The 25,457-nt window shown below is 73.2% G+C and carries 22 protein-coding genes; 4 read left to right on the forward strand and 18 right to left on the reverse strand.

Annotated features, from left to right (window positions below; genetic code table 11):
* Positions 1-12: 12 nt before the first annotated feature.
* The 4 genes from EDF48_RS06005 to EDF48_RS06020 form a co-directional block, all read right to left on the reverse strand.
* Positions 13-1,563, reverse strand: a complete 1,551-nt coding sequence (locus tag EDF48_RS06005) for a GMC family oxidoreductase (protein WP_131878772.1) — start codon at positions 1,561-1,563, stop codon at positions 13-15.
* On the reverse strand, positions 1,560-2,978 hold the full coding sequence (locus tag EDF48_RS06010; RefSeq protein ID WP_131878774.1) for an alpha/beta hydrolase: 1,419 nt from the start codon (positions 2,976-2,978) through the stop codon (positions 1,560-1,562). The genes EDF48_RS06005 and EDF48_RS06010 overlap by 4 nt, the downstream gene beginning before the upstream one ends.
* A gap of 76 nt (positions 2,979-3,054) precedes the next feature.
* A complete protein-coding gene (locus tag EDF48_RS06015; protein WP_131878776.1) occupies positions 3,055-4,023 on the reverse strand; it encodes a hypothetical protein in 969 nt (322 codons plus the stop codon).
* A gap of 49 nt (positions 4,024-4,072) precedes the next feature.
* Positions 4,073-4,324 (reverse strand): DUF4287 domain-containing protein, encoded by a 252-nt coding sequence (locus EDF48_RS06020; RefSeq protein ID WP_131878778.1) that lies wholly within the window; start codon positions 4,322-4,324, stop codon positions 4,073-4,075.
* 131 nt (positions 4,325-4,455) lie between these two features.
* Here EDF48_RS06020 and EDF48_RS06025 point away from each other — a divergent pair, with 131 nt between their 5' ends.
* The 3 genes from EDF48_RS06025 to EDF48_RS06035 are packed head-to-tail and all read left to right on the forward strand — an operon-like array spanning position 4,456 to position 7,512.
* Complete coding sequence (locus tag EDF48_RS06025; protein ID WP_131878780.1) at positions 4,456-5,649, forward strand: amino acid ABC transporter permease; 1,194 nt, start codon at positions 4,456-4,458, stop codon at positions 5,647-5,649.
* Positions 5,649-6,422, forward strand: a complete 774-nt coding sequence (locus tag EDF48_RS06030) for an amino acid ABC transporter ATP-binding protein (protein ID WP_131846160.1) — start codon at positions 5,649-5,651, stop codon at positions 6,420-6,422. Before EDF48_RS06025 ends, EDF48_RS06030 begins: the two co-directional genes overlap by 1 nt.
* Positions 6,423-6,474: 52 nt before the next feature.
* Positions 6,475-7,512, forward strand: coding sequence for a transporter substrate-binding domain-containing protein (locus tag EDF48_RS06035; RefSeq protein WP_131878782.1), 1,038 nt, complete (start codon positions 6,475-6,477; stop codon positions 7,510-7,512).
* Positions 7,513-7,956: 444 nt separating this feature from the next.
* Here the strand turns inward: EDF48_RS06035 and EDF48_RS06040 are convergent, their stop codons facing one another.
* The 13 genes from EDF48_RS06040 to EDF48_RS06100 all read right to left on the reverse strand — a co-directional run bounded on the left by EDF48_RS06040 (position 7,957) and on the right by EDF48_RS06100 (position 23,810).
* Positions 7,957-9,180: an LLM class flavin-dependent oxidoreductase gene (locus EDF48_RS06040; protein ID WP_131878784.1), complete on the reverse strand. Its 1,224-nt coding sequence runs from the start codon at positions 9,178-9,180 to the stop codon at positions 7,957-7,959.
* Positions 9,177-10,823 (reverse strand): ABC transporter substrate-binding protein, encoded by a 1,647-nt coding sequence (locus EDF48_RS06045; protein WP_131878786.1) that lies wholly within the window; start codon positions 10,821-10,823, stop codon positions 9,177-9,179. The genes EDF48_RS06040 and EDF48_RS06045 overlap by 4 nt, the downstream gene beginning before the upstream one ends.
* A complete protein-coding gene (locus EDF48_RS06050) occupies positions 10,820-12,457 on the reverse strand; it encodes an ABC transporter ATP-binding protein (RefSeq protein WP_131878788.1) in 1,638 nt (545 codons plus the stop codon). The genes EDF48_RS06045 and EDF48_RS06050 overlap by 4 nt, the downstream gene beginning before the upstream one ends.
* Complete coding sequence (locus tag EDF48_RS06055; RefSeq protein ID WP_131878790.1) at positions 12,454-13,347, reverse strand: ABC transporter permease; 894 nt, start codon at positions 13,345-13,347, stop codon at positions 12,454-12,456. Before EDF48_RS06055 ends, EDF48_RS06050 begins: the two co-directional genes overlap by 4 nt.
* Complete coding sequence (locus EDF48_RS06060) at positions 13,344-14,399, reverse strand: ABC transporter permease (RefSeq protein ID WP_131878792.1); 1,056 nt, start codon at positions 14,397-14,399, stop codon at positions 13,344-13,346. The genes EDF48_RS06055 and EDF48_RS06060 overlap by 4 nt, the downstream gene beginning before the upstream one ends.
* Positions 14,396-15,418: an LLM class flavin-dependent oxidoreductase gene (locus EDF48_RS06065; RefSeq protein WP_131878794.1), complete on the reverse strand. Its 1,023-nt coding sequence runs from the start codon at positions 15,416-15,418 to the stop codon at positions 14,396-14,398. Before EDF48_RS06065 ends, EDF48_RS06060 begins: the two co-directional genes overlap by 4 nt.
* The gene (locus EDF48_RS06070) at positions 15,415-16,851 is read right to left on the reverse strand and encodes an NtaA/DmoA family FMN-dependent monooxygenase (protein WP_131878796.1); all 1,437 of its coding nucleotides are present in this window, start codon (positions 16,849-16,851) and stop codon (positions 15,415-15,417) included. Before EDF48_RS06070 ends, EDF48_RS06065 begins: the two co-directional genes overlap by 4 nt.
* Complete coding sequence (locus tag EDF48_RS06075; protein ID WP_131878798.1) at positions 16,848-18,053, reverse strand: LLM class flavin-dependent oxidoreductase; 1,206 nt, start codon at positions 18,051-18,053, stop codon at positions 16,848-16,850. Before EDF48_RS06075 ends, EDF48_RS06070 begins: the two co-directional genes overlap by 4 nt.
* A 10-nt stretch (positions 18,054-18,063) precedes the next feature.
* The gene (locus tag EDF48_RS06080) at positions 18,064-18,450 is read right to left on the reverse strand and encodes a carboxymuconolactone decarboxylase family protein (protein WP_131878800.1); all 387 of its coding nucleotides are present in this window, start codon (positions 18,448-18,450) and stop codon (positions 18,064-18,066) included.
* A 277-nt stretch (positions 18,451-18,727) separates the two neighbouring features.
* On the reverse strand, positions 18,728-20,005 hold the full coding sequence (locus EDF48_RS06085) for an NtaA/DmoA family FMN-dependent monooxygenase (protein WP_207913227.1): 1,278 nt from the start codon (positions 20,003-20,005) through the stop codon (positions 18,728-18,730).
* On the reverse strand, positions 20,002-20,838 hold the full coding sequence (locus EDF48_RS06090; RefSeq protein WP_165932328.1) for an LLM class flavin-dependent oxidoreductase: 837 nt from the start codon (positions 20,836-20,838) through the stop codon (positions 20,002-20,004). Before EDF48_RS06090 ends, EDF48_RS06085 begins: the two co-directional genes overlap by 4 nt.
* A 171-nt stretch (positions 20,839-21,009) precedes the next feature.
* Positions 21,010-22,230: an acyl-CoA dehydrogenase family protein gene (locus tag EDF48_RS06095; RefSeq protein WP_131878804.1), complete on the reverse strand. Its 1,221-nt coding sequence runs from the start codon at positions 22,228-22,230 to the stop codon at positions 21,010-21,012.
* Positions 22,231-22,325: 95 nt separating this feature from the next.
* Complete coding sequence (locus EDF48_RS06100) at positions 22,326-23,810, reverse strand: reverse transcriptase family protein (RefSeq protein ID WP_131878806.1); 1,485 nt, start codon at positions 23,808-23,810, stop codon at positions 22,326-22,328.
* A gap of 62 nt (positions 23,811-23,872) precedes the next feature.
* Between EDF48_RS06100 and EDF48_RS06105 the strand changes: the two genes are divergently transcribed.
* Positions 23,873-24,433, forward strand: a complete 561-nt coding sequence (locus EDF48_RS06105; protein WP_131878808.1) for a histidine phosphatase family protein — start codon at positions 23,873-23,875, stop codon at positions 24,431-24,433.
* 201 nt (positions 24,434-24,634) lie between these two features.
* On the opposite strand, the gene EDF48_RS06110 is transcribed toward EDF48_RS06105, so the two are convergent.
* Positions 24,635-25,444 (reverse strand): DUF1684 domain-containing protein, encoded by an 810-nt coding sequence (locus EDF48_RS06110; RefSeq protein WP_131878810.1) that lies wholly within the window; start codon positions 25,442-25,444, stop codon positions 24,635-24,637.
* Positions 25,445-25,457: the final 13 nt, after the last annotated feature.

A 25,457-nucleotide genomic window follows, 5' to 3' on the forward strand; every position in this document is an offset into this window, starting at 1 on the left:
CGCCCAGGCCGGTCAGGCCGCGCGGAGCATCCGGTCGGCGGTGCGCAGGGACAGCGCCATGATCGTCAGCGCCGGGTTCGCGATGACGGCGCTCGGGAACACCGAGTTGTCGGCGATCCACAGGTTCGGGACGTCCCACGAGCGGCCGTCCGGGTCGACGACCGAGGTCTCGCGGTCCGCGCCCATGCGTGCCGTGCCGATGGTGTGTGCGGTGCGCTCGAGGACCCGGACGTCCTTGCCGCCGGCGGCCTCGACGATGGTCGTCATGGTGCGGACGGCGTGGCGGCGGATCGCGTCTTCGTTCGTGCCCGGGGTGAACGAGACCTGGGCGCGAGGCACGCCGTGCTCGTCGACCTCGTCCGCGAGGACCAGCCGGTTGTTGTCGTACGGCAGGCACTCGGCGTTGATGCCGACGCCCGCGGAGTGCGGGTAGTCCTGCAGCGCCCGCACGAGCTCGGCGCCGCGCAGGCCGCCGCCCCGGATGAGCGTGTTGGCGAAGGTCTGCGGCTGCACGCCGAGGCTCTGGATCAGGTACCCGCCGGCGAAGTCCGCGTCGGCGGGGCGGACGAAGTCCTCGGTGATGATCGACGACGGGTAGCCGCGGTAGGAGCGCATCGACTCGTCGAACCGTGCCCAGACCTGGGTGGCGCCGTGCGCGGTGAAGTTCCGGCCGACCTGGTCGTTGCTGTTCGCGAGCCCGGTGTGCAGCAGCAGGCGCGGGGTCTCGATGCCGCCGGCGGCGAGCACGAGGGCCCGGCAGCGCTGCCGGTGTTCGCGGCCGTCGTGGGTGTACAGCACGGCGCTGACCTCGCCGGAAGCATCGAGCTCGATGCCGTGCACGAACGAGTCCGGCCGGATCTCGGCGCCGAACGCCACCGCGGCGGGCAGGTAGGTGGTGTCCATCGAGACCTTCGCGCCGTTGCGGCAGCCCTGGTGGCACGAGCCGCAGGAGACGCAGGCGTGCCGCAGGCCGTGGTGCTCCTGGTGGCGGTCCTCGGTGGTCAGCCCGACGGGGGCGTCGGTCGCGGTGATGCCGGCGGCCGCTGCCCCGCGCATCATCATGTCCGACGAGGCGTTGCGTGCCGGCGGACGCATCCGGTACCGGCGGGACGGGTCCCACGGGTAGTGCTCGGGTCCGGCGACCCCGACGTCGTGCTCGACCTGCTCGATCCAGCCGGTGAGCTCCGAGTGGCTGATCGGCCAGTCCTCGCCGACACCGGACGCGGAGCGCAGCGACAGGTCGTGCGTGCTCGGACGCGGGGTGAACGCGCCCCAGTGCAACGTCGAGCCACCGACCCCGGTACCGCTGTTGTTCGGGCCGAACGCCGTCGGTGTGCCGCCGCCGCTCAGCCGCTCGTCCATCCAGTTGATGTCCCCGGGGGCGGCGACCTCGTCGGGCACGTGCTCGCCCGGCTCGGTGTTGCGACCGGCCTCGAGGGCGACGACCCGCAGGCCACGTCGGGCCAGGGAGGCCAGCAGGGGCGCTCCGCCGGCTCCGGTGCCGACGACCACCACGTCGACGACGTCGTCCGTGCCGTACGTGCGCTGTCCGTCGAGTCTCATCGTGCTGCTTCCGTCGTCGTGGTGCCGTCGTGCGTGTCCTCGTGCGTGTCGTCGCGGGTGCGCTCGCGGCGGTCGGGTGCCGCTGGCTCCCAGGCCTCGCGCTGGTCGGCGGCGAGCAGCTGGAAGCCCTGCTTGCGGACGCCGTCGCCCCCGTTCGCGAAGCCGTCGAAGTCGATCGCCGCCATCGTCGCGGGGTGCGCGAGCCAGTGCTTCACGAGGTCGACGCTGGCGTCCTCGTACCAAACCCGCAGCTGTGCTGCATCCATCACGGCGTCGAGCACACCGTCGGCGCCGTACCGACCGGCGGCCACGTCCTGCAGGGCGCTGTCGAGCACGCCGTCCTGCGCCGGCCCGGCGAGCACGTCGAGCGCTGCCCGGTACGCCTCGAGGTCAGTGGGCATGCCGTCGACGCGCCATCCGTCACCGAGCCCCGCGGCGAGCTGGTCGTCGACGCGCAGGGCGAGGTCCACCTGACCGTCGCCGGGCTGCGGCACGACGATGCGCGCGATCGCACGGAGGGTGTCGAGTTGCCGAGCAGTGAGCGCTCGCGGTTCGGCGGTCGGGTCGTCGGGCAGCGCGCGGGCCGCCAACAGGGAGCGCATGCGCGCGCTGACCCGCGGCGAGGCGATCACCCGTGCCTGCTCGACGGGCACGACGGGCGCCCCGGTGAACCGGCGGGTCCAGAAGTCGCGGATGCGGTCCGCCACCGCCTCGGGCTGCTCCCACGGCAGCAGGTGGGCAGCACCCTCGACGACGTGGAGCTCCGAGTCGGGCCAGTGCGGCAGCGTCAGGCGCCGCTGTGCCTCGGCGTCCAGATCGCCGTCCTCGGCACCGGCGAGCACGAGAGCCGGCACGGGGTTCGGGGCCGCGTCGGACCAGTCCTCGCGGCTGCCGCGTGTGAGCCACGCCGTCCACGCACCGGGATCGGCGCGCTCGACGTCCTGCACGGCCGTCGTGTGTCGCTCGGGCGCCAGGGTGGACGCGGTGTTCGCGTCGACGAACTCGGCGGCGTGCGCCGCGCTGATCGGGCCGTCCGCCGCCCAGGAGAGCATCGCGGCGCGGCGGTCGTCGTCCATCGGTTCGGGCGCCAGCGGCGAGGCCGCGAGCAGCACCACGGCGCGCAACCCGAACAGGCCGTTCGCGCCGGACATCGTGCGGTCGGCGACGACCGTGGCGACCTTGCCCCCCATGGAGTGACCGACCAGTACCCACTCGCTCGCGCCACTGGCGCCGATCGCGCGCTCGACGAGGACGGCCATCTCCTCGACGGTGGTGCCGGACGACGCCGGGCTGCGGCCGAAGCCGGGCAGGTCGATCCCGATGAGTTCGAGGTCGTCGCGGATCAGGGCACGGCGGAGCAGGGCGAACTCCTCGGAGCTCGCCCCCAACGCGTGGAGGCAGAACGCAGGGGTCACTCCTCTTGCCTACCGGTCGCTCCGCGGTGGACCCAGGCGGGGTGTACCCCGTCGGCGAATCCTGTACCCCGATCGGTCACCGTGCGTACGCGTTGACGAAGAGGTCGCCGCGGATCTCCCGCAGGGTGTCGGCGAGCCGATCGACGGTCCGGCCGGAGATGCCGGACACCTGCAGGTCGTACGGCCCGAGCGCCGGCAGGCGTCCGGTGCGGATGCGGACGACCTCCCAGCCGACGGCGCGGACGGCGCGGTCCTTCCGGCGGTCGGTGTCCTGCCGCGGGCCGACGTGCTCGAGGCCGTGGCGGCCGGTCGAGTCGTACTCGATCGCGACGCGCAGCTCGGGCAGGATGATGTCCGGCCAGACCTCGACGTGGTGGAAGAACGGCCGGTCGAGGCGGATCGCGGAGTGGTCGTAGGTGAACGCGAACCGGTCGGACAGCGCCGCGCGGAGCTCTGCCTCGACCGCGGAGGCCGTCGCCGGGGCGCAGACGCTCGTGAAGGACTCGCCCGAGGGCAGCCGCGGGGTCTTCGGGCAGATCGTGCGGGGCACCGGCTGACTCGGACGTCGCGGCGTGCCCGGCGCCGGTCGACGTGCGCGGGTGCGGCTCGAGGCGACAGCACCGGCCGGGGTCCCGCGGGAGGGCGCGGCCGGCAGGGTCTGGCGACCGGTGGCCCGGACCACCCGCTGCGGGACCGGCACCTGCGACGGCCAGTCGGACGGCAGGACCGGCCAGCGCTGGGGTTGCGCCTGCACCGCGCACTCCGGGCACCACACCGAGCGTCGGCGTTCACGACCCGGCCGGGAGCGCTGTTCGGACGGCGTGGCGACGAAGACGTGGCCGACGTCGCACTCCCACGTCAGCAGGACCTCGGCCGCCGGCGGGACCTGGGTCAGGACGACGCCGTGGTTCCAGTCCGGGTGGTACTGCCGGATGAGCACCGGGTACGGCGCCCAGTCGGCGCGGAACTGCCCGACGGCGTACGGCACCGCCTCGCCGCGCGACCACTGTCGGCGGCGCCACCACGCGTCGACGGGTTCGGCCACGTCCACACGCTAGGCACCGCCACCGACACTGCGGGAAACCGGGGTGCACTCAGCCCGCGAGGGCCTGCTTCGCGTACGCGACGAGCGCGTTCGCGTGGCCGTGGCCGAGCCCGTGCTCGGTCTTCAGCCAGGCGACGACCTGCATGTGCGGGTGGTCGTCGAGCTGCTCGGCGACCAGGTCGAGCCACTCCTGGACCGGGCGGCCGGACGTCTTCTCGATGCTCGGGAAGTACGACGCCGGCCCCTTCGCCGTGCTGCCGTCCGCCGGGGGCGCTGGAGCGGTCACGCGGTGCGCTGTCATGGCAGAACAGTACTGCGCGCCCGGCGTCACGGAACGTCATGCGCGCGGCGACTGTGACGCAGCGTTCCGCCCCGTAGCGGTGTGTTGCACGGTGCGTTGTCCAGGCACCGCGACCCTTCTACGGTCGCGACATGACCGACACCAGAACGGGACTGCCCCGCGACGCGACCAGCGCCGTCGCCGGCACCGACGGGGTCGACGCGACCGACGTCGACCACGCGGCCGGAGCGCCGGACGCACCACGGGCCTCCCGGCCGACCGTCGCGAGCAACGCGACCGACGCAACCGACGCAACCGACGCGACCGCCACGTCCGTGGATGCTGCCGGACGCGCCGCGCTCGACCGACCCGTCCTCCCGCTGCGGCACCCGCTGCGCTGGATCGCCGCGGCCGTCGTGCTGGTGGTGCTCCTGAACTTCGTCGAGACACTGTTCACGAACGAGTCGTGGGGCTGGCCGGCCGTCGGGAAGTGGCTGTTCAGCCCGGCGATCCTGACCGGCCTGCAGCTCACGCTCCTCGCGACGGCGCTCAGTGCGGTCATCAGCTTCACCGGCGGCATCGTCGTCGCGATCGCCCGGCTCTCGCACAACCCGGTGCTGTCCGGGTTGGCGTGGGGCTACGTCTGGCTGTTCCGCTCCGTGCCGCTCATCCTCGTGCTCGTCTTCCTGTACAACCTCGGGTCGCTGTACCCGACGATCGGCATCGGGATCCCGTTCGGGCCGCAGGTCGAGGTCACCACGGCCAACGTCCTCGGCGACCTGGCCATCGGGGTGATCGGCCTGAGCCTGAGTGAGATCGCCTACGCCTCCGAGATCGTCCGCGCCGGCGTGCTCGCCGTCGACCACGGCCAGCACGAGGCCGCGCAGGCCCTCGGACTCCCCCGACGACGCCAGTTCGTGCGGGTGATCCTGCCGCAGGCACTGCGGTCGATCGTGCCGGCGTTCGTGAACCAGGTCGTCGGGCTGCTCAAGGCGTCGTCGCTGCTGTTCTACGTGTCGCTGCTCGACCTGTTCGGGGTGGTGCAGAACCTGTCGAGCACCTACCCGACCGACATCATCCCGCTGCTCGTCGTCGCGACGCTCTGGTACCTCGCGCTCACCAGCGCGGTGTCGGTCGTGCAGTACTACGTCGAGCGGTGGACCGCCCGCGGCTCGGTCCGGGCGTTGCCGCCCACGCCGTTCCAGCGGGTGCGGGCCGCCGTGCGTCGCGGTTCCGGACGTGGGTCGGGACGGCCTGGAGGCCCGGATCGCCCCCGGCAGGCCGCCTCCGCCGCGCGCGTGGTCGCGTCCGGCCCGGCTTCCACCATCGACGACAGGACCATCTGATGAGCGCAGCGATCAGCATCCACGGAGCCGTCAAGGCGTTCGGCGACACGGTCGTGGTCGACGGCGTCGACCTGTCGCTGCCGTCCGGGAGCGTCACCGTGGTGCTCGGCCCGTCGGGGTCCGGGAAGTCCACGCTGCTGCGTGCGATCAACCACCTCGAACCGCTCGACCGCGGCGTCGTCACGGTCGGCGGCGAGACGATCGGCGTCCGGCTCCGGACCGGGCGCGACGGGGTCCCCCGCTACAAGGAGCTGCCCGAGCGCCTGATCCTGCGGCAGCGGTCGCGGATCGGGTTCGTGTTCCAGCACTTCAACCTGTTCCCGCACCTGACCGCGCTCGAGAACGTGGCCGAGGGGCCGATCGCCGCCGGGGTCCCCCGTGCCGTGGCGCGCGACCGTGCGGCGGCCCTGCTCGAGCGCGTCGGACTCGGCGACCGCGGCGACACCCGGCCGCGGCAGCTCTCCGGCGGCCAGCAGCAGCGCGTGGCCATCGCGCGGGCACTGGCGCTCGAACCGTCGGTCGTCCTGCTCGACGAACCGACCTCGGCGCTCGACCCGGAGCTCGTCGGCGAGGTGCTCGGGGTCATCCGGGGGTTGGCGGACACGGGCACCACGCTCGTCATCGTCACGCACGAGATCGCCTTCGCCCGCGAGGTCGCCGACCACGTCGTGTTCCTCGACCACGGCCGCGTCGTCGAGCAGGGCTCCCCCGCCCAGGTGCTCGACGATCCGCAGCACGCTCGCACGCGGGACTTCCTGTCCCGCGTCCGCTGACGCCGTCCCCTCGACGTTCCTTCTTCCCCTTCCGCCCGATCCCAGGAGAACCATGTCCCCCACCACCCCCGCACGCTGGCGGAACCGCGCCGGCGCCCTCATCCTCGCCACCGGAGTCGTCGTCGCCCTCGCCGGGTGCGCCACGTCGGCGTCCGCCGGCTCTGGCTCTGGCTCCGGCTCTGGCTCCGGCGCGTCCGACGGCACGGTCACGATCGGCGCCGCGTCGAACGGTGCCGCCACCGAGACGAAGGTCACCGTCGACGCGGACGAGAAGCTGCACGACGAACTCCCGGCGTCGATCAAGAAGTCCGGCAAGCTCGTCGTCGGCATCGGTGCGCTGCCGGCCGGGTTCCCGCCGCTCGCGTTCACCGGCGACGACCAGAAGACGCTGACCGGCTCCGAGCCCGACCTCGGTCGTCTCGTCGCCGCGAAGCTCGGCCTCGAGGCCCAGGTGCAGAACGCCACGTGGGACAACCTGTTCGTCGGGATCGACGGCGGCAAGTACGACGCCGGGTTCTCGAACATCACGGTGACCGAGCAGCGCAAGGAGAAGTACGACTTCGCCTCGTACCGCCAGGACAACCTCGCGCTGCAGGTGCCGGAGGACTCCTCGTTGGCGTTCGACGGCGACCCGTCCGTGCTCGCCGGCAAGACGGTCGCCGTCAGTTCCGGCACCAACCAGGAGCTCATCCTGCTCGGCTGGAAGGCCGACCTCGCGAAGCAGGGCAAGACGATCACGATCAAGTACTACCCGGACGGCAACGCCGTGAAGCTGGCGCTCGACTCCGGCAAGATCGACGCCTACTTCGGGCCGAACCCGACGGTCGCCTACCAGAACACGTTGAGCGCGGACGGCGCGAACCCCACGAAGACGGCCGGCACGTTCTCCGGCGCGGGCGGGGACCTGCAGGGGCTCATCGCGGCGACGACGAAGAAGGACAGCGGGCTCGCCGAGCCCATCGCGGACGCCATCGACGAGCTGATCGACGACGGCACGTACGCGAAGTGGCTCAAGTCGTACAACCTGTCGAACGAGGCCGTGGAGCACTCCGAGGTCAACCCCGAGGGGCTCGCGCTCGACGCGAGCTGAGCCGGGTCCGAACGACTCGGAACGACTCGGAACGACTCCCTCGATGTCGCACGACGTCGAGGGAGTCGTTCTGTGCGCGCGCGGGTGGTCGGCGCCGATGCGGAACGACATCGTCGACGTCGCACGACGACCACGATGTCGCTCGTTGCGCGCGCATCGTCCGACATTCCACGAGGCGATCGACGCGTGCATCGTCGGAACATGCACACGCACTCGATGCATGCGCATAGGACGACGATCCACCTGACGATCGACGGGTGGATCGTCGGAACATGCACGCGCACGGACCGCACGCGCACCGACCCCGAACGACATCGTCGACGTCGCACGACGACCACGATGTCGCTCGTTGCACGCGCCACCGGTTGCACGCGCGCACGAACGACGAGCCCGATGTCGTGCGACATCGAGCTCGTCGTTCCGGGTCGACACGGACCAGTTCGGTCAGCGCACCCCGGCACCCACGCCAGCCCCGGCACGCGCAGCACCAGCACCGGCACCGGCACCGGCACCAGCACGAGCACCCGCACGCGCAGCACCAGCACCCGCACCCCGCGCCGCCCACTCCGCCGCGAGTAGCTCGTACGAACGCACCCGGGCGTCGTGGTCGTGCGTGATCGTCGTCACCAGGAGCTCGTCCGCGCCGGTCGCCCGCTGCAGGACCTCGAGGCGGTCCGCGACGGCCGCAGCGTCGCCGACGAACCGGGTGGCGAGCCGATCGGCGACCGACGCCGCCTCTGCCGCAGCGAGCGGCGCAGCTCGTGCCGCGGACGGCGTCGGGTACTCGATCGCCCCGACGCCGGAGCGGATCGAGTGCACCCACTCCGCGTACCCGAGCGACAGCTCCGCGGCCTCGGCCTCGGTGCGCCCGACGACGACGTCCGCCGACACGATGACGTGCGGTGCCTCGAGCACCCCCGGGCGGAACGCGTCGCGGTAGGCCTGCACCGACGCCAGGACCGTGCCGGGCGACGTGTGGTAGTTCGCGCCGTACGGCAGTCCGAGTGCTCCGGCGACCCGGGCGCTCTCACCGCCGGTCGACCCGTGGATCCACAGTTCGACGGACGCTCCTGCTGCCGGCGGCGCCTCGACCACGGTGCCGTCCCGCGACCAGGTGCCGGCGAACAGCCCCCGGATGAGCGACAGTTCGCCCTCGAACCGGTCGACGTCACCGGGGACGCGTCCGAGCAGCTCCCCTTGCAGGGCGAACCGGCTGCCCGGTGCGATGTGGAAGTCGAACGGTGCGGGCACGAGCAGTCCGTCGACGACCTCGTCCGAACGGGGCGCGAGCGACGGCGGCTTGGGGGTGCCGGGTGCCGGCGCCCCGGAGCGGCCGAGCCCGAGGTCGATCCGCGGCCCGTACAGCGCCGCGAGGGTGCCGAAGGTCTCGGCGATCTGCAGCCCGCGGACGTTGCCGACGAGCGTCGCCGCACTGCCGACCCGGATCGTCGACGTGGCAGCGGCGACCGCCCCGATCACGATGTTCGGCGCGCTGCCCGCGACACCGGGGTTGAGGTGGTGCTCCGCGAGCCAGTAGCGGGCGTACCCGGCACGTTCGGCAGCGACGGCCAGGTCGACGGTGCGGTGCAGCGCCGTGGCTGCGGACGACCCGGCGGTGACCGGCACCAGGTCGAGCACCGCGAGCGGGACGGAGCGAGCGGCGCTCACGAGGCGTCCTTCCACGCGCCGGTCAGCTGGTCGAGCCGGGTGTCGGCCCCGAAGACGATGCCGTGCACGTCCGTCGCCGGCGCGATGATGCTGGTGAGTTCGTGCACCGGGACGAAGTCGACCTGGGACGCGATGCGCTGCTGGATCTCCCCGAAGGTGGCCGACCGGTCGGACGCCGACGACTGCGACAGCTCCTTCGTGAAGAGCGCGTCGAGCGTCTTGTCCGACGCACCGATCGACTGGGCACCCGAGCTGGAGAACTTCGACCGCAGGACGTCACCGTCGGCGCGCGAGCTGTTGTCCCACGACAGGTCCCAGTCGCCGCTCGTCAGGTTGGCGAGGTACTGCGGCACGGTCCCGCTCTCGAGCGTGACGCCGACGCCGACCTTCTTCAGCTCCTGCTGGATCAGCTCGAGGGACGTCTGGTTCGGTCCGAAGTTCGTGATCCAGACGAGCTTGAGCTGCAGCTTCGTGCCGTTCTTCGAGCGGATGCCGTCGGAGTCCTTCTCCCACCCGGCGTCGTCCAGGGCGGCCGCCGCGGCCTTCGGGTCGTACGCGGACGCACCCGACGACGTGGACGAACCCGACGACGTGTCCGCGTACCCGGGCGTCGTCGACCCGAGGACCGAGTCCGCGACCTTGAACAGGTCGTTCAGCGAGGTGTCGCGGACCGCCTTCGGGTCGACGGCCTGTGCGATCGCCTTCCGGACTGCGAGGTCCGACACGATCGGCCGCTTCTGGTTGAACGTCAGCCCGAACACCTGGCCCGGGTTGGCCCGGGTGACGAGGTCGTACTGCGCCTGCAGGGTGTCGACGTCGCTCGGCTGCACGCTGCTGATCGCGTCGAGCTGCCCTGACTGCAGGCTGCCGGTGCGGACGCTCGCCTCGGGCACGACCTGGAACGTGACCTTCGACAGGTGCGCCGCCCCGGAGCCGCCGCGGGCAGCGGGACCCCAGTCGTAGTCCTTTCGCTTCGTCAGGATCGTGGACGTGTTCTTCGTGTACGACTGCAGCGTGAACGGTCCGGTCCCGATCACGGCCTTTCCGTCGGCGCGGTCCTCGAACGGGGTCTCGGTGGTCGTCGGGGCGACGATGCCGAGGGCGACCGACGACGTGGCGTTCGGGAACGCGGCGTTCGGCGTCGAGAACTCGACCTCGACCGTGTCGTCGTCGACGACCTTCGTCCCCTCGTAGCCGGAGAAGTACGCGGCGGCCGTGCTGGATGCGCCGGCCGAGGCGATGTCGTCGAAGGTGTCCTTGACGGCCGTCGCGTCGAACGCGGTGCCGTCCGAGAACGTGACACCGGAGCGCAGGTCGAACGTGAACTCGGTGGCGTCGGCGTTCGCCGAGTACTTCGTCGCGAGCCACGGCTTGAGCGAGCCGTCGGACGGGTCCTGCCAGAGCAGCGAGTCGACGAGCTGCCGCGTGATCGCGAGCGTGTCGTTGCCCGCGCCGGTACCCGTCGGGTTGAGCGTGATCGGGTCGTTCGCGATGGCGTAGGTGAGCGAGCCGCCGTCGACGGGCTTCGACGACGAGGACGTCGACGCGGTACCGCCCGACGAGCAGCCCGCCATGACCAGGGCCGCCGCGGTGCCGGCCGCGATCGCGGCCACCAGACGGAACGGGGTGCGGTGGGTGGTCATGAGACTCCTTCGGTGGTGGGGACGCGCCGGGATCGTCCCGGGATCGCGTCGAGCAGTGCGCGCGTGTACTCGTGCTGCGGGTCGTGCAGCACCTGCGCCACATCGCCGTGCTCCACGACGCGGCCGCCCCGCAGGACGGACACCTCGTGCGCGATGCGACGGACGACGGCGAGGTCGTGCGAGATGAACAGGTAGGAGACGCCGAGCGTCGACTGCAGCTCCGCGAGCAGGTCGAGGATCTGCGCCTGGACGGACACGTCGAGTGCGGAGACGGGTTCGTCGAGGACGATGAACGACGGGTCGAGTGCGAGCGCGCGGGCGATCGCCACACGCTGCCGCTGTCCGCCGGACAGCTCCGCCGGTCGACGACCGAGCACGGACGACGGCAGCGCGACGAGGTCGAGCAGCTCCGCCGCCCGAGCCGTACGGGACCGCCGGGTGCCGATGCCGAAGGCCGCGAGCGGGTCCGCGATCACCGCCCCCACCGACAGCCGCGGGTGCAGCGCCGCGTACGGGTTCTGCTGCACGATCTGCGCCTGCCGCCGGTACGCCCGCAGCGCCGCACCGCGGGCTCCGCCCACGTCGGCACCGTCGAACCGCACGCGGCCGGCGTCCGGGCGTTCGAGTCCGAGCACGAGGCGCGCGGTGGTCGACTTGCCCGACCCGGACTCCCCCACCAGCGCCAGGGTGCGGCCCCGCGGGACGGTCACGTCCACCCCGTCGACGGCGGTCACGCGGTCGAAGGACTTCCGCAGTCCGGTCGCGACGACGAGTGGGTCGGGGCGGTCGGACGGGAGGCCCGTGGCAAGTCCCACGGACGCGGTCACGTCGTCGAGACTGGGCGCCGCTGCGATCAGCGCGCGCGTGTACGGCTCACGGGGTGCGCCGAGCACCTCGGCCGGGGTGCCCTGCTCGACGATCCGCCCCTCGGACATCACGACGATGCGGTCGGCCCGGTCGGCGGCGACCCCGAGGTCGTGCGTGATGAACAGCACGCTCGTGCCCCGTTCGGCGACGAGCCGGTCCAGGTGGTCGAGGATCGTCCGCTGGACCGTGACGTCGAGCGCGCTCGTCGGTTCGTCCGCGACGAGCAGCTCGGGGTCGCCGATCAGGGCGATCGCGATGAGCACCCGCTGCCGCATCCCGCCGGACAGCTCGTGCGGGTACTGCCGCGCGCGGAGCTCGGGACGGTCGATGCCGGCACGGCGGAGCTCCTCGACGGCGCGTTCCCGGGCCTCGGCGCCCGTGGCGAGTCCGTGGATCCGGAGCACCTCGGCGACCTGGGTGCCGATCCGCGTCACGGGGTTGAGCGACACCGTCGGGTCCTGCGGCACGAAGCCGATCCGGACGCCGCGCACGGACCGCACCTGGCGGTCGGTCGCGGTGACCAGGTCGAGGTCCCCGGTTCCGTCGGCCGCCCCGGAGAGCCGCACCGTGCCTCCCGTCAGGTCCGCCGCTGCGGGCAGGAGCCGGAGGACCGCGTGCGCCGTCGTCGACTTGCCCGAACCGGACTCGCCGACGATGGCGACGCGCTCGCCGCGGCCGACCTCGAGCGAGACGCCGTGGAGGGCGGTGCGCGCACTGCTGCCGCGGCCGTAGGTGACGGTCAGGTCCTGGATGCTGAGCAGGCTCATCGGACGGCCCTCCGTTCGGTGTCGAGCGCACGGGCGACGCGGTTGCCGGCGAGCACCGTGACGGCGATCACCAGGCCGGGGATGGTCGTGAGCCACCACGAGGACGCGATGTAGTCGCGCCCGGTGGCGACGAGGGAACCCCACTCGGGCTGCGGTGGCTGCGCGCCGTAGCCGAGGAAGCTCAGGCTGGAGACGGCGAGGATCGCGGTGCCGAACTCGAGGGCGGCGAGCACCAGGACGGGACCGGCCGCGTTCGGCAGCACGTGCACGAGCAGCACGCGCCACCAGCGGTTGCCGTTCGCGCTCGCGGCCTCGACGTACGGCGCGGTGCGGACCCGGACGACCTCGGAACGCATGATGCGGGCGATCGTGGCGATGCTCGCGACGCCGACCGCCACCGCGACGTTCACGGTGCCGAAGCCGAGCACGGTGACGATCGTCAGCGAGAGCAGCAGGCTCGGGATCGCGAGCAGGACGTCGGCGACGCGCATGAGCACGGCGTCGACGACCCCGCCGACGAAGCCGGCGACGAGGCCGATGAGCGAGCCGCCGACCAGGCCGATGACGATCGCGAGGACCGCGGCCTGCAGCGTGAGCGCGGTGCCGTGCACGACGCGGGCGTACAGGTCGCGGCCGAGCTGGTCGGTGCCGAACCAGTGCGCGGCGTCGGGAGCGGTGAGCTTGGCGGCCGGATCGGCGGCGAGCGGGTCGTGGTGGGTGAGCGCTCCGGGCAGGAGCGCGGCGAGGACGACGAGGGCGAGCCAGACGATGGCGATGGTGAGCGTCGGACGGGCGACGAGCGCGCGGAGCGCTGTCGTCGTGCTGCCGGGGACGCGGTCGCTGACGAGCGACGCGGGGCGGCCGATGGCGAGCTGCGTGGTCTCGGTCATGCGGGGACCGCCTTCGGTTCGGTGGCGCTGGACGGGGTGGCGCCGGGCGGGGTGGTGCCCGGCGTCGCGCCGGGCGTCGATCCCGGTGTCGCTCCGTCGTGGTCGCGGAGCTTCCGACGGCTGCCGGCGACGACGACGCGCGGGTCGAGCAGCGGGTACACGAGGTCGACGACCAGGTTCACGACGACGAAGACCGCGGCGGCGAGCAGCACGATGCCCTGCACGACGGGGATGTCCTGCTGCTGCACGGCGGTGGCGGTGACCCGGCCGAGGCCCGGGCGGGAGAACACCGTCTCGGTGACGACGGTGCCGGAGAACAGCTGCCCGACGATGAGTCCCGTCACGGTGAGTGCGGGCAGCGCAGCGTTCTTGAGCGCGTGCCGGAGCTGCACCCGCCAGCGCCCGGCACCCTTGGCGTACGCGGTGTCCACGTACGGCTCGCGGAGCGTCTGGACGAGGGACTTCGACAGCAGCTGGGCGATCGTGGCACCGGTCGGCAGCGCCAGGGTGATCGCCGGCAGGACGACCGATGCCGCGCCCTCGCCACCGAACGCCGGGAACACGTGCAGCCCGAACGAGAACCACTGCACCAGCAGCAGCGCGAACCAGAACCCGGGGACCGCCACGCCGATCGGGGGCAGCTGGAGCAGGAACTGGCCGAGGGCTCGGTTCCGGGTCCACGTCGCGAGGACCGCGATCCCGCCGCCGAACACGATCGCGAGCACGAGGCCGGCGACCGCGATCTGGGCGGTCGGCGCGATCGCTTCGCCGATGACGTCGGCGACCGGTCGACCGACGCCGATCGAGCGGCCGAGGTCGCCGGTGAGCAGGGCGCCGAGGTGCTGGACGTACTGCACGAGCACCGGCTGGTCGAGGCCGTACTGGTGCCGGAGCGCGTCGAGCTGCGCCGCCGTGACGTCGGTGGCGTCCGGGCCGACCATGATGCGGGCCGGGTCGCTCGGCAGCACGTAGAGGACGAAGAACGAGATCGTCCACGCCGCCCAGAGCACGAGCACGGCCTGGCCGATGCGGGAGAGCACGTAGCGGGTCATGCAGCCACCGCCGTCCGGGCGCGCGTCCACCCGAGCGCCGGTGCGACCTTCGCCACGACGTCCGAGACGATCTGCTCGTACTCGTCACCGGCGAACTCGTAGGGCAGCTCGACCCGGAACTCGTCGACCTCGGCGAGCGTGGCGTCGTGCACGAGCTGCTCGACGATCTGCTCGGCGGGCCCCACCAGGTCGGCCGAGAACAGGGTCCGCCGCGGTCCCTGGGGCGCGGTCTGCCGTGCGAGACGGGACTCGTACCAGGTGCGGTACCGCTCGCGCGAGACCCGGTCGGCCGAGTCGGTCGGCACGACGCACCGGCCCCAGGCCACGCGGGGCGTGCGCCCGGTCGGCAGCGCGGCGCGGTACGCCGCGAGCTGGTTCCGCTGGGCGGTGCCGTAGTCGTCGGTGCCCTCGCCCGAGGTGAGGTTGCCGAGCAGCAGGTTGAGCCCGGAACTGCCGGCGAAGGCGGCCGACCGGAGGGACCCGCCGCCGTACCAGACCCGGTCGACCAGACCCGGCGCGTACGGCTGCAATCGGGGGCGCTGGAGGTTCCCGGGGCTCTGGATGACGGTGTCGTCCGCGCCGAGGAACGCGCCGCGCAGGTTCTCCACGAACCGGGACACCCGCCCGTACCCACGGTCGAAGGCGCGCCAGTCGCCGTCGAACACCAGGTCGCCGAGGATCTCGGCGTGCGGCGACCCGGTGGACAGCCCGACCTGCAGCCGACCGTGCGCCAGGACGTCGGCGAGCGAGAAGTCCTCGGCCAGGCGGAAGGGACTCTCCCACCCGATCGGCACGACGGCGACGCCGAGCTCGATGGACGTGGTGCGCTGCGACGCCGCCGCCAGGAAGACCGCGGCCGAGCCGATGCCGTGCTCGAGGTGCCGGTGCCGGACCCAGGCGCCGTCGACGCCGAGCCGCTCAGCCGTGGCGAAGAGGTCGAGGGTGGCCTCGAGACCGTCGACGGGGGCGTCGTCCTCGAAGTTGCCGGGGACGAGGATCGCGAGGCTGGAAATGGTCACGCGAGCACCCCGGCGGACGCTGCCGCACGCGCCGGACCCGCCGCAGCGGCCGTGCGTGCGGCGGCCGAACGGTCGCGGATCGTGCCGGGCAGGTCGAGCGTCTGCCGGAGGGTCGCCCCCTCGTCGTAGGACTGCCGGTAGACACCGCGCTCCTGCAGCAGCGGGACGACCGTGTCGACGAACTCGTCGAGGCCGTAGGGGTTGGTGTGCGGCACGACGACGAACCCGTCGGTGGCGCGCTCCTGCACGTACCGGTCGATCTCGGCGGCGATGTACGACGCCGTCCCGACGAACCCGCCGCGGGTCGAGGCGCGGATGACGAGGTCGCGGATGGACAGGTGCTCGGCCTCGGCCAGGTCCCGCCAGGACCGTACCAGGGCGGGGACGTCGCGGGTGTGCCGTGCGCGCCCGCGGGTGATCGCGGTGCCCTCGTAGTCGGGCTCGATCGTCGGCAGCGGGCCGTCGACGTCGTACGACGACAGGTCGCGGTTCCAGACCTGCTCGAGGAACGCGATCGCCGTGGCCGGACTGACCTGGGCACGACGGATGGCGTTCGACCGTTCTTCGGCGTCCTCCGCCGACGACCCGATCACGAACGTCGCGCCGGGGAGGATCTGCAGCTCGTCTTTCGACCGTCCGACCCGTTCGAGCCGCTCGGTCACGTCGCGGTAGAACGCCTGCGCGTCGTCGAACTCGGTGTGCAGCGAGAAGATCACCTCGGCGTTCGTGGCGGCGAGGTCGCGCCCCTCGTCGGAGTCACCGGCCTGCACGATCACCGGGTGCCGCTGCGGACTGCGGGGCACCGGGAACGTGCCGGTGACGTCGAACTGCGCGCCGTGGTGGTCGACGTCGCGGATGCGCGACCGGTCGGCGAACACGCCGTCCGCCAGCGCGCCGCCCGCGGCGGTGCCGGCGACGACGGCGTCGGCCTGCCACGAGTCCCAGAGTTCGCGGGACAGCGCGATGAACTCGGCGGCGCGCGTGTACCGGTCGGCGTGGTCGAGGAACCCGCCGCGGCGGAAGTTCGCGCCGTGGAACGCGTCCGAGCTCGTCACGACGTTCCACCCGGCACGGCCGTCGGTCAGGTGGTCGAGCGTGGCGAGCTGCTTCGCGAGCTCCACGGGCTCGTTGAACGTCGTCTGCAGGGTGCCGACCAGACCGATGTGGTCGGTGACCCCGGCCAGGGCGGCCAGGACCGCGAGGGTGTTCGGGCGCCCGACGACGTCGAGGTCGTGGATGCGCCCCTTCTGCTCGCGGAGCCGCAGGCCCTCGGCGAGGAACAGGAAGTCGAAGAACCCGCGCTCGGCGTTGCGGGCGAAGTGCTCGAACGACGAGAACGCGATCTGGCTCTCGGCGCGGTCGTCGCTCCAGATCGTGGTGTTGTTCACGCCGGGGAAGTGGGCGGCGAGGTGGACCTGACGCTTGGTGCTCATGCTGAGACCTCCACAGAGACGGAACCGGCGGGTGCGGACGCGTACCGGCTGACCGCCGGGGCGATGCCGAGCCGCGTGCGCAGGTCGGCGGTGGGACGGGACGTCACGTCGGCGCGGAGCCCGGCGGTGACGAGGGCGGGGACGAGCTGCCTGGCGATGGCGGTGCTGTCGATCGGGATGCGCAGGGGGCGGAGCCGGACGCCGGCGAAACCGAGGCCCCGCAGGTCCCCGATCAGCGACACGAGTTCGGGCACTGTCGTCGCGAGCACGGACGTGTCCGAGCCGGAGCCGACGGCGTACGGGGCACCGGCAGCGGCGTCGAGCGCGGCGAGCTCGTCGGCCGCGGCAGCGGTCGAGGACCCGATCAGCACCGCGAGGTCGGCGAGGACCGGACGACGGACGTCCGACCCGGCCACCTGCTCGAGGTGACGGACCTCGTCCAACAGGTCCCGCGCCTCCCGGCCCTGGTACCCGGGCGTGACGAGCACGACGTCCGCAGCGTCCACGGCGAACGCGGCAGCGTCGGCGCGGTGGGCCAGAGCGAAGACCGGCGGCCGGCCCTGCGGCGACCGCGGCACGATCGACGCGCCGTGCACGGACAGGTGACGGCCCGCGTACTCGGCGTTGTGGATCCGGTCGCGGTCGATGAACCGGCCGGTCGTGACGTCGCGGATGATCGCGTCGTCGTCCCAGCTGTCCCAGAGGCGCGACACGACCTCCGCCGCCTCGCGGGCCTCGTCGAACAGGTCCGCGGCGGTGTCGCCGCCGGGGCGGCGGCCGAACAGGGCCGCCTCGCGGGTCGTCGGGCTCACCTGGATCCGCCACCCGGCTCGCCCGAGCGAGACGTGGTCGAGGGTCTGGAGGCCCGTGGCGACGTGGAACGGTTCGGTGTGCGTCACCGAGACGGTCGGCACCAGACCGACGGCGCGGGTCGCGGGGGCGACCGCGTTCGCGACGAGGAGGGCGTCGAGCCGTCCGGCGACGGTCGTGGTGTCGAGGTCGTGGTCGGCAGCCGTCGGGCCCGCGGTGAACGAGTCCTCGATGGTGACGGCGTCGATGCCGAGCCGGTCCTGCTCGACGACGACGTCGCGCCAGTGCCGGAGGCTCGACAGGCGCTGCGCGGCCGGGCCGGCGACGCGCCAGGCGGCGGGGTGCCAGCCGGCGCCCTGCAGCGCGGTGACGAGGGTGATGCGGTCGGGCATGGCAGTCCTCCTAGTGGGTGTGCGCGGCGTGGTCGGCGGCGGCCGGTGCGGGGTCGGCGGGGGCCGCGCCGGCGCCGAACTTGAAGCCGAGCCGGCCGTGCGCGAACCCACCGCCGGCGCGGATGGCCGTGGCGACCCAGGCGGCCTCGGCGAGTTCAGCCTCGGTCGCACCGGCCGTCACGGCGCGCTGGCTGTGGCCGTCGATGCAGTAGGCGCACTGCGTGGTGATGCCGACGGCGAGGGCGATGAGCTCGCGGTACTTCAGCGGGATCGCGCGGCGATCGGCCTGGAACACCGACTCGTCGAACTGGACGAAGGCCTTGAGGATGTCCGGGGTCTGCTGCTTGTAGACCTTCGTGAAGGTCTTGTCCTGTTCGCGGTCGAGGTAGTCGGTCATGTCGGCGACGCTAGGGCGGTCGGGGCCCCGAGGCGACGGGTGTTGCGGACCGTGACCGGCGGTGTCGCCGTGTGACACGGTGCCTCCGGCCGGCCGTCACACGGCGTCACGCGCGGCGCGGGCGCGGCCGCGCGGCGGCGGCGGCGGTCGGCCGGCGGCGGGGTTGGCCGGCGGTGCGAGGTTGATCACCTGGTGCGGGGCTGCAAGCCCGCACGGGGTGACCAACCTCGCACCGTGCGGCAGCGCGGCCGTACCGCGGACCGCGCACCGTGCGGCGTCAGAGCCCCCGGGCGCGCGCCGCGAACCGCCCGCGCAACGTTACGTCCTCGTACGACCGGTGGAACACCCCGCGGCGCTGCAGGATCGGCACGAGTTCGTCCACGACGGTCTCGAGGCCCCGCGGGAACTCGTCGATCATCAGGTTGAAGCCGTCGGCGGCACCGGTGCGGTACCAGTCCTCGATGGTGTCGGCAGCCTGTTCGGGCGTGCCGACCACGATGCGGGCGCCGTACCCGCCGAAGCCCCGCAGCACGTCCCGCAACGAGGTGTTGTTGGCCCGCACCCACCGCACGACCGTCTCGTGGTAGCCGAGCGAGGGCCCGTAGGTGACCGGGTCGACCTCGCGGTCGAGGACCGCCGACGGGATCGGCGCGTCCGGGTCGAGCCCCGACAGGTCGGCGTCGAGGTGCGTCCCGAGCGCCCGGACCGAGTAACCGTCCGGCGCGAGGGCCTCGAGCTCGTCGAACCGGCGCTGCGCCTCGGCCTCGGTGCTGCCGAGCACGAGCGACAGTCCGGGCACGACGGCGACGTCGGCCGAGCTCCGGCCGTACGTCTCGGCGGCGACCTTGACCGCACGCAGGTGCTCGCGGGCGGGTTCCGGCGTCAGCTCGACGGCGAAGACGCCCTCGGCGACCCGCGCCGCCAGGTCACGACCGTGCGGCGATCCCCCGGCCTGGAACACGACCGGGTGCCCCTGCGCCGACGGTGGGACCCGGAGCACGCCCTCGAGGTCGAGGAACTCGCCGTGGTGGACGACCGGCTCCCCCGTCGCGGCGGACCGCCAGAGCGCCGTCACGAGGTCCACGAACTCCCCCGCGCGGGCGTACCGCTCGGGCCGGTCGGGGTTCGTCGCGACACCGAAGTTGGCGGAGACCGAGCGGTCGTAGGTGGTGACGGCGTTCCAGGCGACGCGCCCGCCGGACACCGTGTCCAGCGACAGCAGCCGCTCGGCGACGTCGAACGGGTCGTTGTACGTCGTCGATGCGGTGCCGACCAACCCGAGGTGGCTCGTCGCGTCGGCGATCGCCCCGAGCGCCACGAACGGCTCGAGCAGTCCGTAGGCGCGGACGTTCGGGTCGCCGAACGCCGGGTGGTCGGCGAAGAAGACCATGTCGAGCAGCCCGCGTTCGGCGGTGCGCCCGAGGTCGCCCCAGAACTCGGCCGTGAGCAGGTCGGTCGGGTCGACGTCCTGGGTGCGCCAGGCCGCCGGACGCTGCCCGAAGCCCTGCAGGTTCACGCCGAGGATCAGGCCGGCGTCGCCGCCAGCGCCCGTCACGCGGTCACCGCCGCGGCGTCCGGCACGGCCAGCCCGAGCAGGGCGCGGAGCGTCGGACGTGTCGGTCGCGTTGGTCGCGTCGGTCGTGGAGGTCGCGTCACGGTCGACCGGGAGGCCCGGTGCGACTCCGCCCCGTCCGTCGCCCCCGGCAGCGGTGCGAGCGGGTGCGCCGCGCCCCCGAGCACGAGGTCCGCCCCGGGCACGTCGACGTCGTGCCAGACCGCGAGGACGGGTTCGCCCTGCCGGCTCGACGGCGTCGTGAGCGGTCCCCGGACGCGGTAGCCGTCCGGCCCGCCGTCGTGGTCGAGCGGTCGGATCCGGTCGGTGTGCGCGAAGAGCCCCGACGTGCGGTCCCCGACGATGCTGTCGAGCGGCCAGGTGCGCCACAGCCCGCGGAGCACCCGGGCGAACTCGGCAGGGTCGTGCGGTGCGCCGGCGCTCGGGGCTCCGGTGCTCGGGGCTCTGGTGCTCGGTGCGCCGTGGTCCCGGGCGCCGACGACGATGCCCACCCGGCCGTCCAGGACGTGGTCGAGCGAGAGCACCCGACGGGCGACGTTGTACGGGTGCTCGCGGGTCGGTGCCACGGCGACGAGGAACCCGTGCTCCGGCAGGGCACGGCCGAGGGTGAGCGCCGCGGTCGTCGGGTCGAGTCGGTGGCCGGTGCTCGTCGCCGCGTCGAGGCGATCGGTGCCGATCGCCACGACGGCGGCTCCGGAACCGACGATGCGGACCGAGAGTCGGGCGATGCCGCCGGGTGTGGCGGCCGCCGCTGCGAGGTCCGCGTCGGGCACGGCGACGATGAGCGGTGCGGGGGTGCTGGGCGCGGTGGTCACGGTGGTCCTCCCGTTCGAGGTGCGCAGAACGGCCCGCCACGGTCACCTCCCCAGCGTCCGTGGCGAGCCGGTGCACCGACCGTAGGTGCTCACCTCGGCACGCTGCACGCAGGTGTCGGCGGGTTGCGCCCCGTTACGGTCCGTTACGGCGGAGCGCTCAGCGGTCTGCCGTCAGCGGTCGAGTGGACTCGCACCGTTGACGAGCAGGTCGGCGACGATGCGGCGCTTGTGCACGCGCGGGTTGTGCGACGCCAGGGTGCGGGCGTTCCGCCAGTGCCGGTCGAGGCCGAGCGAGCGGAACGTCCCCGAGGACCCGAGCGCGTCGAACACCAGCGTCGTCGCGTCGAGCACCGCGTCGGTGACGATGGTCTGCGCGCGCGCCACCGCGACCCAGCTGCGCTCGAGCGCCGCACGCAGCGCCGGGTCCGTCGACGGGTCCGCACCGGCCGCACGCAGGGCGGTGTGCCGGTCGACAGCCGCGTCCACCGGGCCGAGGCTCGCGGCGAACGCGGCGTCGGCGGCGTGCACCCGGGCATCGACGGTGCCGATCACGCCCAGCAGCTCCGGATCGTGGGTCGGATCCGCCGCGGTGCCGTTGTGGTGTCCGCGCGCCCGGGACCGCAGCGCCTCGACGCCCTCGCGCAGGGCAGCGCGGCCGATGCCGACCAGGATCGCGTGCATCACCGTCTGGTAGTACTGCTCCTGGTACGGGTACCGGGTCGCGTACGGCAGGACCCGCTCGTCGGGCACCGGCACGTCGGTGTAGGTCACGCTCCCGCTGCCGGCGATCCGCTGGCCGAAGCCGTCCCAGTCGTCGCCGATCAGCACCCCGGGGTCGGAGGCGTCGACGAGCGCGACGGACTTCGCACCGGTGTCGTCGACCGCCAGCACCGTGATCCACCGGGCGTACACGCTGCCCGTCGAGTAGAACTTCCGACCGGTCAACCGCCAGGACCCGTCCGGGTCACGGACGATCCGCGTGGTGAGGTCGACCCCGGTCGTGTTCGGCGACTCGCTCCACCCGCCGCCGACGAACTCGCCGTCGCCGAGCCGCGTGACGATCGCACGGTCGAAGGCGGTGCCCTCGGCGTGCACGCGGTCCTCGACGAACGAGAAGTGGTTCCGCCACACGTGCGCCAGGTTCGGGTCGACCTCGGCGATCTCGGCGATCGCCCGGAAGACGTCGGACAGACGGGCACCGACGCCTCCCCACGCGACCGGCGTCCGCCACCGTGCGAAGCCGGCATCGACGAGCCAGCCGAGCTGTTCCGTGGCGAGACGCTCCTCGCGTTCCCGCTGGCGGGCGTCGAGACCGATCCGCTCGATCACGGGCCGGAGCGGCGCGATCAGCGCGTCGTAGCGGTCGTCGGCCGGGAGCTCACTCGGACACATGGCGGCACGCTACCCAGGTGCGCACGGCGCGCGGCAGGGCACCGCAACGCGGGGCAACCGAGCGCAACCGGACGTCACACGGTGCGCCGACGGCCTCACCACACGATGCGCGCGAACTCCTCGCGGAGCCGTCGGGCCCGGCCCGGGTTGACCTGCTCGACCCACCCGATGCGCCCGAGCAGGTGCGCCCGGAACTCGGGGTGTCCCGCACGGTTCTGGGAGGCCGGCCCGTGCACCGCGGCGTTGTGCAGGACGGCGTGCAGCCGCTCGACCTCGCGGCGCCCGGGCGAGGTCCGCTCGTTGACGACGACGCCCGTGACCGACTGCTGGTCCCCGCGGCGCCGCACCCGGGTCTTCGACGGGTTGAGGCGGTGCCCCTGCTCGGTCACGATCCGGTCGACGCCCCGCAGGAACGCGTCCGGTCGCGCGGCGAGCTGGTCGCCCCCGCTGAACGTCAGGTCGTCGGCGTAGCGGGTGTACACCGCGCCGACGGCGCCGGCCCACCCGGCCAGCCGGGTGTCGAGGTGCCGGAGCGAGGTGTTCGCCAGCGCGGGCGACGTCGGTGCGCCCTGGGGCAGGTGCGCCGTCGCCAGCGCCTGGCGGAGCGCGTGGCGTTCCTCCGGCGAGCCGCCGGCGGGCATCGCGCTGAGCACGTGCACCGGAACCCGGTGGGTGCACAGCCCGGTCAGCACGTGCGCGAGCGGTTCAGCGAACCCAGCGGCCCGGAAGACGCCGTAGACCGTCGGGGCGCTGACGCTCGCGAAGAACGTCGTGAGGTCGGCGGTGACCACGACCTGCTGGCCGGTGTGCACGGCCGCTCCCGTGACGACGCTCCGCCCGGCCACGAACCCGTGCGCGGCGTCGTGCACGGGCAACATCGTCAGGAGTTCGTCGAGGATCGTCCGTTGCGTGCGGCGGAGCATGTCCATCGGCTTCTCGAGCAGGCGCGGTGCTCGACCGGGTCGGGTGATCCACTCGTGCCGGTAGTGGTGGAGCGGGCTCGAGGGCCCGGAGCGACGGTTCCACGCGCGGGTGTCGGCGAGCCAGAGCAACCGGCCGACGGTGAGGTCGAGGGCCCGGGCGAGCTCGGGCAGGGTGTCGACGAGCAACGGGCTCGCGGTCTCCGGACGGGCACGCACCGCGGTGGCCCGGCGCACGAGCACACGGACCGGCCGGCGGTCCTCGCGCGACCGGTGCAGCGCCACGAGCCGGGGTGCGACGGCGAGCACGGCGGCGAGCTGGCGCGGAGCGTCCACCGGTGGCCGGGGGTACGCCTCGAGCGCAGCGGCGACCGCGAGCCCGACGTACGCGCGCTCGACGCCGACGACCACGTACCCGGCGGCCGCCAGCTCGTCCGCCGCCCACCGCTCGGCGGTCAGGAACGCATCGGCCAGCGCCGCGGTGACGACGGAGCGGGGCGTGGGGTTCCCGGAGGACCTGTCGGTGCCTCCGTGCAGCGTCGCGCGCGGAGCGCGCTCGCCTGCTCGGGGCGTGTCGTCCTGCTGGTCCTGCGTGCCCCGGGGTGACCCCGGAGAGGTCGACGCGTCACGCGCGCCGGCCGCCTCCCCCGGGAACTCCACGCGCTCACCCTACGGCTGGCCCCCGACGCGCGCACCACCCCGGTCCGTGCCAGGATCGCCGGATGGTCTCGTACTTCCTGAGCCACGCCGAGGTCGTCGTGGAACCCGCCGAGCCGATCGAGTCGTGGGGGCTCTCCGCCGCGGGACGCGCACGCGCAGCGCGGTCGGGTCCGCTGGCCTGGGATCCGGGCGTCCGGACACTCGTGTCGAGCACGGAGCGCAAGGCCGTCGAGACCGCCGAGCTGCTCGGGGCCGCGGTCGGGCTCGTGCCCGCGCAGGATCCCCTGCTCGGCGAGATCGACCGCAGCGCGACGGGCTACCTGCCGCCGCAGGAGTTCGAGGGTGTCGTCGACCGGTTCTTCGCGGAGCCGACCCGATCGGTCCGCGGATGGGAGCGGGCCGTCGACGCCCAGGCGCGCATCGTCGGAGCGGTCCGGCGGCGCACTGCGGCGGGCGACGCGACCATCGTGTCGCACGGTGCGGTCGGGGCGCTGCTCCTCGCCGACCTGACGGGAGCGCCGGTGTCACGCGCGCTCGACCAACCCGGCATGGGCAGCGTGTTCGCGTTCGATGCGCGGGCGTGGCGGGCGACGAGCACCTGGCAGCGCGTGCCCTCAGGCTGAGGCGCACGCCGGCCGGTGCGCGTGCATGTTCCGACGTTCCACTCGTTGATCAACGGGTGGATCGTCGTCTCTTGCGCACGCATCGAGTGCGCGTGCATGTTCCGACGTTCCACGAGTCGATCACCTCGTGGAGTGTCGGACGATGCACACGCAGCGAACGACATCGAGGACGTCGTACCGCGTCGTACCGCGGCGGCGGCGTCAGACGGGCAGCCGCTCCCCCGCCTCGACCGCGACGTCGAGCCGGTTCTCGGCCGGTGGCAGCGGGCACGTGGCGTGCGCGGTGTACGCGCACGGCAGGTTCGTGGCGCGGTTGAAGTCGATCCGGGTCGCGCCGGCGGCATCCGGGGCGGCGATGTCCAGGCTCCGGTTCGCGGCGTAGGTCGTGACGCCACTGGTGCGGTCGGTGAACAGGACGTGCAGACCGTCGCCGTGGCCGTTGAACGCGAGGAGCGACCGCGGCCCGTCGAGGTCGAAGGTGAGCACGCCCGGCGCCGAGTACACGTGCTGCAGCCCGTCGACGACCGAGCCGACGGTGACCTCACGCGGTTCGTCGAACGGTTCGAAGTGCGCGTCGACGACGAACCGGTCCGACGGCTCGTACGTCGGCGTGCCGGGGTACTCGGTCCGTGTCGGGTTGCCCGGGTGCCGGGGCCGGATGACGTCACTGCCGCCACGACGGGCGACCTCGATCACGACGGTCTCGTCGCCCTCCTGCCACACGACGTTCGTGCTCGAGCGCTCGGGCAGTGGTCCGAAGCGGTGGGTGCCGGTGACCTGCTGCCCGTCGACCGTGATGGTCTCGCCGTCCGCGAGCTCGACGACGGGGCCGTCCTCGCCCGTCGACCACGTGCCCGGGGCGTCGTCGAACCGCTCGGGCGTGCTCGTCAGCCACCGGATGCTCGTGATGGCGAGGAAGCCGTGCTCGCTCGCCCGGGCTCGTTCGTGGGCGTCGTGCCAGGCCGCCCACTCGGTGGCGGAGTCGGGTGCGGTCGGCGTCGTCGTGCTCATGCCCCCGACGCTA

The organism is Curtobacterium sp. PhB191 (assembly GCF_004346515.1).
Lineage (GTDB): Bacteria > Actinomycetota > Actinomycetes > Actinomycetales > Microbacteriaceae > Curtobacterium.

Bases quoted from the DNA above. Each gene is read 5' to 3' on its own strand.
- EDF48_RS06005 (WP_131878772.1), bottom strand. From the start codon at position 1,563: ATGAGACTCGACGGACAGCGCACGTACGGCACGGACGACGTCGTCGAC.
- EDF48_RS06020 (WP_131878778.1), bottom strand. From the start codon at position 4,324: ATGACAGCGCACCGCGTGACCGCTCCAGCGCCCCCGGCGGACGGCAGC.
- EDF48_RS06025 (WP_131878780.1), top strand. From the start codon at position 4,456: ATGACCGACACCAGAACGGGACTGCCCCGCGACGCGACCAGCGCCGTC.
- EDF48_RS06030 (WP_131846160.1), top strand. From the start codon at position 5,649: ATGAGCGCAGCGATCAGCATCCACGGAGCCGTCAAGGCGTTCGGCGAC.
- EDF48_RS06035 (WP_131878782.1), top strand. From the start codon at position 6,475: ATGTCCCCCACCACCCCCGCACGCTGGCGGAACCGCGCCGGCGCCCTC.
- EDF48_RS06045 (WP_131878786.1), bottom strand. From the start codon at position 10,823: ATGACCACCCACCGCACCCCGTTCCGTCTGGTGGCCGCGATCGCGGCC.
- EDF48_RS06050 (WP_131878788.1), bottom strand. From the start codon at position 12,457: ATGAGCCTGCTCAGCATCCAGGACCTGACCGTCACCTACGGCCGCGGC.
- EDF48_RS06055 (WP_131878790.1), bottom strand. From the start codon at position 13,347: ATGACCGAGACCACGCAGCTCGCCATCGGCCGCCCCGCGTCGCTCGTC.
- EDF48_RS06060 (WP_131878792.1), bottom strand. From the start codon at position 14,399: ATGACCCGCTACGTGCTCTCCCGCATCGGCCAGGCCGTGCTCGTGCTC.
- EDF48_RS06070 (WP_131878796.1), bottom strand. From the start codon at position 16,851: ATGAGCACCAAGCGTCAGGTCCACCTCGCCGCCCACTTCCCCGGCGTG.
- EDF48_RS06075 (WP_131878798.1), bottom strand. From the start codon at position 18,053: ATGCCCGACCGCATCACCCTCGTCACCGCGCTGCAGGGCGCCGGCTGG.
- EDF48_RS06080 (WP_131878800.1), bottom strand. From the start codon at position 18,450: ATGACCGACTACCTCGACCGCGAACAGGACAAGACCTTCACGAAGGTC.
- EDF48_RS06095 (WP_131878804.1), bottom strand. From the start codon at position 22,230: ATGTGTCCGAGTGAGCTCCCGGCCGACGACCGCTACGACGCGCTGATC.
- EDF48_RS06105 (WP_131878808.1), top strand. From the start codon at position 23,873: ATGGTCTCGTACTTCCTGAGCCACGCCGAGGTCGTCGTGGAACCCGCC.
- EDF48_RS06110 (WP_131878810.1), bottom strand. From the start codon at position 25,444: ATGAGCACGACGACGCCGACCGCACCCGACTCCGCCACCGAGTGGGCG.